4 protein-coding genes are annotated in these 6,215 nt (G+C 66.1%); 1 reads left to right on the top strand and 3 read right to left on the bottom strand.

Features of this window, described 5'->3' with window-relative positions:
* Positions 1–83 precede the first annotated feature (83 nt).
* From E3T55_RS07395 to guaB, 3 genes are all read right to left on the bottom strand, one after another.
* Complete coding sequence (locus E3T55_RS07395) at positions 84–1,826, bottom strand: glycerol-3-phosphate dehydrogenase/oxidase (protein ID WP_134518935.1); 1,743 nt, start codon at positions 1,824–1,826, stop codon at positions 84–86.
* Between the two features lie 85 nt (positions 1,827–1,911).
* Entirely contained in the window at positions 1,912–3,030 is a 1,119-nt protein-coding gene (locus tag E3T55_RS07390) for a GuaB3 family IMP dehydrogenase-related protein (RefSeq protein WP_119971842.1), read from the bottom strand.
* Between the two features lie 108 nt (positions 3,031–3,138).
* Complete coding sequence (guaB, locus tag E3T55_RS07385) at positions 3,139–4,641, bottom strand: IMP dehydrogenase (protein ID WP_134518934.1); 1,503 nt, start codon at positions 4,639–4,641, stop codon at positions 3,139–3,141.
* Positions 4,642–4,948: 307 nt separating this feature from the next.
* Between guaB and E3T55_RS07380 the strand changes: the two genes are divergently transcribed.
* On the top strand, positions 4,949–6,211 hold the full coding sequence (locus E3T55_RS07380) for a branched-chain amino acid ABC transporter permease (protein ID WP_134518933.1): 1,263 nt from the start codon (positions 4,949–4,951) through the stop codon (positions 6,209–6,211).
* Positions 6,212–6,215: the final 4 nt, after the last annotated feature.

Here is a 6,215-nt window from a genome sequence, read left to right as displayed (position 1 = left end):
GCCGTCGGCAGCGGATGCCACGGGCCCGGCCACCGCGGGCGGACCCCGCACCGGCCGGGCCACCGCGCGGGCCCCGCCGCGGGCTAGTTTGTGATGACGATGTCGGGGGCCTCGAGCCGCACCCGGTCGGCGGACTCGTCGTCGGGTTCCAGCTGCGAGGCACGCTCGGCGGCAACGCGCCTAAGGTAAATGGCCACCTCGCGTTCCTCCTGGGTGGCGTCCCAACCAAGCACCCCGGCCATCAGCTTCGCGGCGACGGGTGCGGCGGAGATGCCGCGATCCCAGGCCTCGATCGAGATGCGGGTGCGGCGGGCGAGCACGTCTTCGAGGTGCAGCGCCCCTTCGTGTGACGCGGCGTAGACGACCTCTGCGGCGATGTAGTCGTCGGCGCCGGGCAGGGGCTCGGCCAGTGAGGCATCCGCTCGAATCAGGTCGAGCAGTTCGTCGGTGAGGGTGCCGTAACGGTTCAGCAGGTGCTCAACCCGCACGGTGTGCAGGCCGAACGCCCGGCCGATCTTGCCGCGCTTGTTCCAGGCGGCTTGGTACCCCTCGGCGCCGAGCAGCGGGATGTTCTGGGTCGTCGAGGCGGGAACCTTGCCGTCGAGGGCATCCGCGGCCGCGTCAACGGCGTCCTTGGCCATGATGCGGTAGGTGGTCCACTTGCCGCCGGCGATGACGACGAGGCCGGGAACGGAGTGCCCGACCAGGTGTTCGCGGGACAGCTTCGAGGTCTGGTCGCTTTCCCCGGCCAGCAGCGGGCGCAGCCCGGCGTAGACACCCTCGACGTCTTCCCTGGTGAGCGGTACGGTCAACACGGAGTTGACGTGCTCGAGAATGTAGTCGATGTCGGCGGCCGTCGCGGCGGGGTGGGACTTGTCGAGATGCCAGTCGGTGTCGGTGGTGCCGATGAGCCAGTGCCGGCCCCAGGGAATCACGAACAGCACGCTCTTCTCGGTGCGCAGCAGCAGCCCCATCGCGCTCTGAAAGCGGTCACGCGGCACGACGAGGTGCACGCCCTTCGAGGCCCGCACCTTGAAGGTGCCGCGTTCGCCGACCATGCGTTGGGTGTCGTCGGTCCAGACGCCGGTCGCATTGACGACCTGCTTGGCCCGCACATCGAAGTGTTCGTCGGTCTCGAGGTCGTGCGCGTGCACGCCCACGACGCGTTCACCGACCTTGATGAAGCCCTCGACCCGCACCCGGCTGGCCGCATGGGCTCCGTAGAACGAGGCGGTGCGCACGAGCGAGGCCGCGTAGCGGGCGTCGTCGACCTGGGCGTCGTAATAGGTGATGCCACCGACGAGGGCGTCGCCGGCGAGGCTCGGCATGAGCTTGTGCACCTGGCGCTTGGACAGGTGGCGGTGGTGCGGTACCCCGGGCGGGCGCCCGCCCGTGTACGAGAAGATGTCGTAGAGCAGCATGCCGGCACCGATGTAGAACCGCTCGCTGAACCGTTTCTTGAGCGGGTACAAGAACCGCACCGGCTTCACGAGGTGCGGTGCTAGCTGCTGCAGCAGCAGTCCGCGCTCGGTGAGAGCCTCGCGCACCAGTCGAAAGTCGAGCTGTTCCAGGTAGCGGATGCCGCCGTGCACGAGCTTGGACGAGCGGCTCGACGTGCCGGAGGCCCAGTCCCTGGCCTCCAGGATGCCGACGCTCAGGCCGCGAGTGACGGCATCCATTGCGCAGCCCACGCCCACGATGCCGCCGCCCACGACGAGAATGTCGAGTTCTTTCGTCTTGAGCTTGACCAGCGCGGCCGCGCGTTCCTCAGGCCCCAGTTTGGTCGACCGGGTGACGTTGTTGGGGACTGAGTTCTGCGTGGCCATTTGCGACTCCAATTTACGAGAAAATGGTTCGTGCGGGCGTGGGACGGCGGCGTCCTTTTGTACTACAGCGTGCCTTTATTCGACGTTAGTTCACTCGGTACGGTGCGACAACCACTTCGACCCGCTGAAATTCCTTGAGGTCGGAATAGCCGGTGGTCGCCATCGATCGGCGCAGCGCGCCGATCAGGTTGGCGGTGCCGTCGGCCACCGGAGCGGGGCCGTACAGGATCGCTTCGAGCGGCGCAACGGTGCCGACCTCGACGCGCTTGCCGCGGGGAAGCTGCGGGTGGTGTGCCTCGGCGCCCCAGTGAAAGCCGGCGCCGGGAGCATCCGTCGCCCGGGCCAGAGCCGTGCCGAGCATGACGGCGTCGGCGCCGCAGGCGATGGCCTTGACGATGTCGCCCGAGGTGCTGAGGCCGCCGTCCGCGATGACGTGCACGTAGCGGCCGCCGGATTCGTCCATGTAGTCGCGGCGAGCGCCGGCCACGTCGGCGACGGCCGTCGCCATCGGGGCGTGGATGCCGAGGGTCGCGCGGGTGGTGCCGGCGGCTCCCCCGCCGAAGCCGACGAGCACGCCGGCCGCGCCGGTGCGCATCAGGTGCAGGGCTGCCGTGTAGGTGGCCGCGCCGCCGACGATGACGGGCACGTCGAGTTCGTAGATGAACTTCTTGAGGTTGAGCGGTTCCTGGTTCTGCGAGACGTGCTCGGCGCTGACCGTGGTGCCGCGGATCACGAAGAGGTCGACGCCGGCGGCGACGACGGTCTCGTAGAGTTCCTGGGTGCGCTGGGGTGACAGCGCGGCGGCGACGGTGACGCCGCCGGCGCGAATCTCGGCGAGGCGTGCGGTGACGAGCTCGGGCCGGATCGGCGCGGAGTACATCTCCTGCATGCGCGCGGTGGCCTTCTCGGGCGAGAGGCGACGAATCTCGTTGAGCAGCAGCTCGGGATCGTCGTGGCGGGTCCACAGGCCTTCGAGGTCGAGCACCCCGACGCCGCCGAGCTGGCCCATCATGATGGCCGTCGCGGGCGACACGACGGAGTCCATCGGCGCCGCGAGAACCGGGATGTCGAACTTATACGCGTCGATCGACCAGCTCACCGATACGTCTTCCGGGTCGCGGGTGCGCCGGGACGGCACCACCGCGATGTCGTCGAAGGCGTATACGCGGCGTGCGCGCTTGGAACGGCCGATCTCGATTTCCATACTCACCAGCACAGTTTAGCCGGAGCCACCGACAGTCGGCCCCGTTTGCCGCGTGCGGCATCCGCTTCCCAGAAAAGAGCGCCGGAAAGCGGATGCCGCACGTGCGTTCTAACGGCGGTAGTTCGGGGCCTCAACCACGATCTGGACGTCGTGCGGGTGCGATTCCTTGAGCCCGGCGGGCGTGATGCGCACGAACTTGCCCTTTTGCTTGAGCTCGGCGATGGTACGGGCGCCCACATAGAACATGGACTGGCGCAGGCCGCCGATGAGCTGGTAGGCCACGGCGGCGAGCGGGCCGCGGAACGGGACCTGGCCCTCGATGCCCTCGGGAATCAGCTTCTCGTCGCTCGGAACGTCACTCTGGAAGTAGCGGTCCTTGGAGTACGAAGTCTTGGAGCCGCGGGTCTGCAGCGCGCCGAGCGAGCCCATACCGCGGTAGGTCTTGAACTGCTTGCCGTTGACGAACACGAGCTCACCGGGACTTTCGGTGCAGCCGGCGAGCAGCGAGCCGAGCATGACGGTGTCGGCGCCGGCCACAAGAGCCTTCGCGATGTCCCCGGAGTACTGCAGCCCGCCGTCGGCGATGACCGGAATACCGGTTTCACGCGCGGCCAGGCTGGCCTGGTAGACGGCGGTGATCTGGGGCACACCCACGCCGGCCACGATGCGGGTCGTGCAGATCGAGCCGGGGCCCACTCCCACCTTGATGGCGTCGGCGCCGGCGTCGATGAGCGCCTGGGCGCCCGAACGGGTCGCCACGTTGCCGCCGATGACATCGACATCGGCGAAGGCCTTGTCCGATTTCAGGCGACGGATGATGTCCAGCACCCCGGCGCTGTCGCCGTTCGCCGTGTCCACCACGAGTACGTCGACGCCGGCTTCGAGCAGGGCGGTCGCGCGCTGCCAGGCGTCGCCGAAGAAGCCGATGGCCGCGCCGACGCGCAGGCGTCCGGCGTCATCCTTGGTGGCGAGCGGGTATTCCTCGCTCTTGTCGAAGTCCTTCACGGTGATGAGGCCGGTGAGCTTGCCGGCGGCGTCGATCAGGGGCAGTTTTTCGATCTTGTGGCGGGCGAAGATCGCGAGGGCGTCTTCGGGGGCCATGCCGACCTTGCCGGTGATCAGCGGCGAGGTCGTCATGACCTCGCGCACCCGGGTGAGTGCCTTCTTCGCGTTCGGCACGAAGCGCATGTCACGGTTCGTGATGATGCCGACGAGGATTCCCTCACCGTCGATAACGGGCAGACCGCTCACGCGGAACTGGCCGCACAGGGCGTCTACCTCGGCCACCGTGGCGTCGGGCGAAGTTGTTACCGGATTGGTAATCATGCCGGACTCGCTGCGCTTGACCAGATCGACCTGTTCGGCCTGGTCGCCGATCGAGAGGTTGCGGTGCAGAATGCCGAGGCCACCTTCACGGGCCATGGCAATGGCCATCCGGGTCTCGGTGACGGTATCCATGGCGCTCGAGAGCAAGGGCAGCGACACGTCGATTCGCCGTGTCAACCGGGATTTTGTTACTGCTTCACTCGGAATGACGTCGGTGTGCCCCGGCAGGAGCAGCACGTCGTCGTAGGTGAGCCCGGTGAAACCGAACGGATCTGGCTGATCCATAAAACCCCTTTGCGTGTTGGAACGAGTATCGAACTGGCATTGAATCCGTGCAAAAAAGAACAGAAAACCTACCGGAAGTTTCGAGAAATCCGGGTCCCTCAATGTTAAGCGTGTTTGACCGCTGGCTATTCCGTTACCAGAACGGTGTGTGGATGAACGTATGCGAAACATATAGGACATAATCGGCACGTACTGTCGACAACGTTGTTGGCAGTGAGACCCGGCGCCCGCCCGGTTTATACCCGGTCGGCACCAACATGGAGGTCCCGTGAAGCCCATTCAGCTGGCTCGCAGATTCACACCCAGGATGATCATTGTTCTGCTCGGAGTGCTTTTCGCAGCCCTGACCCTGTCGACCTTCTCCGCGGGCAGCGCGCACGCCGATGAAGTCGGAACCGAGTACGAATTCGCGTTGTCGGGCAACGTGAAGTACAGCGGTGACCCCCTTGAGGGTGTGCGCATCACCGCCGAGGGCGGCGGGTACGAGGCCGAGGTCGAAACCGACGCCGAAGGCAAGTGGAAGATCGGCGTTCCCGAGAAAGACACGTACAAGGTCACCCTCGACGAGGACACCCTGCCGGAGGGCGTCGCCGTGGAAGACGGCGCGAACGAGTTTCAGGCCGAGTTCGACCTGATCGACTCGGTCTCGGTCAACTTCTTTCTGGGCGAAGACACACGGGAGACCACAAGCTTCTTCAACCAGTTCCTCGACCGGCTCGTCAACGGCCTGAACTTCGGCCTGTTGCTCGCCCTCGCGGCGATCGGCGTCTCGCTGATCTTCGGTACCACCGGGCTCAGCAACTTCGCCCACGCCGAACTGATAACTTTCGGTGCTCTCATGACACTGGTCTTCTCAGGATTCGGGCTGCCCGTCTGGCTCGCCATCATCATTGCCGTGGTGCTCAGCGGGGCGCTCGGGTTTACCCTCGACGCGGCGCTCTGGAAGCCGCTGCGGCGCAAGGGCGTCGCCGTGATCCCGCTCATGATCGTGAGTATCGGGCTCTCACTGGCGCTGCGCTACCTGTACCAGTTCTTCTTCGGCGGCGGCACGAGCCAGTTGCCGGGCACGGGTCAGGCCGACCTCAAATTCGGTCCCATCTCGATCTCCCCGATCGACATCGGCAGCATGGCCATCAGCATCGTCGTGCTGCTCGGAGTCGCCTATTTTCTGCTGCGCACCCGCATCGGAAAGGCGACCCGCGCGGTGTCAGACAACCCGAGCCTGGCCTCGGCCAGTGGCATCGACGTCGACAATGTGATTCGCATTGTCTGGGTTCTCGGCGCCGCCCTGGCCGGCCTCAGCGGCGTGCTCTGGGCCTACTTCCGGCCCGGCGTCAGCTGGGACATGGGGTTCCAGATGCTGCTGCTCGTATTCGCTGCCGTGACGCTGGGAGGTCTGGGCACCGCCTTCGGCGCCCTCGTCGGGTCGCTCATCGTGGGAATCTTCGTTGAAGTGTCCACGCTGTGGATTCCGTCCGACATGAAGTTTGCCGGCGCCCTGGTCGTTCTGATCCTGGTGCTGCTGTTCCGGCCGCAAGGCATCCTGGGTCGCAAAGAGAGAATTGGTTAGGGGT

It is taken from the genome of Cryobacterium frigoriphilum (assembly GCF_004403305.1).
Lineage (GTDB): Bacteria > Actinomycetota > Actinomycetes > Actinomycetales > Microbacteriaceae > Cryobacterium > Cryobacterium frigoriphilum.
Note: the sequence above shows the minus strand (reverse complement) of the source record. Positions and strands in the feature narration are given on the sequence as shown.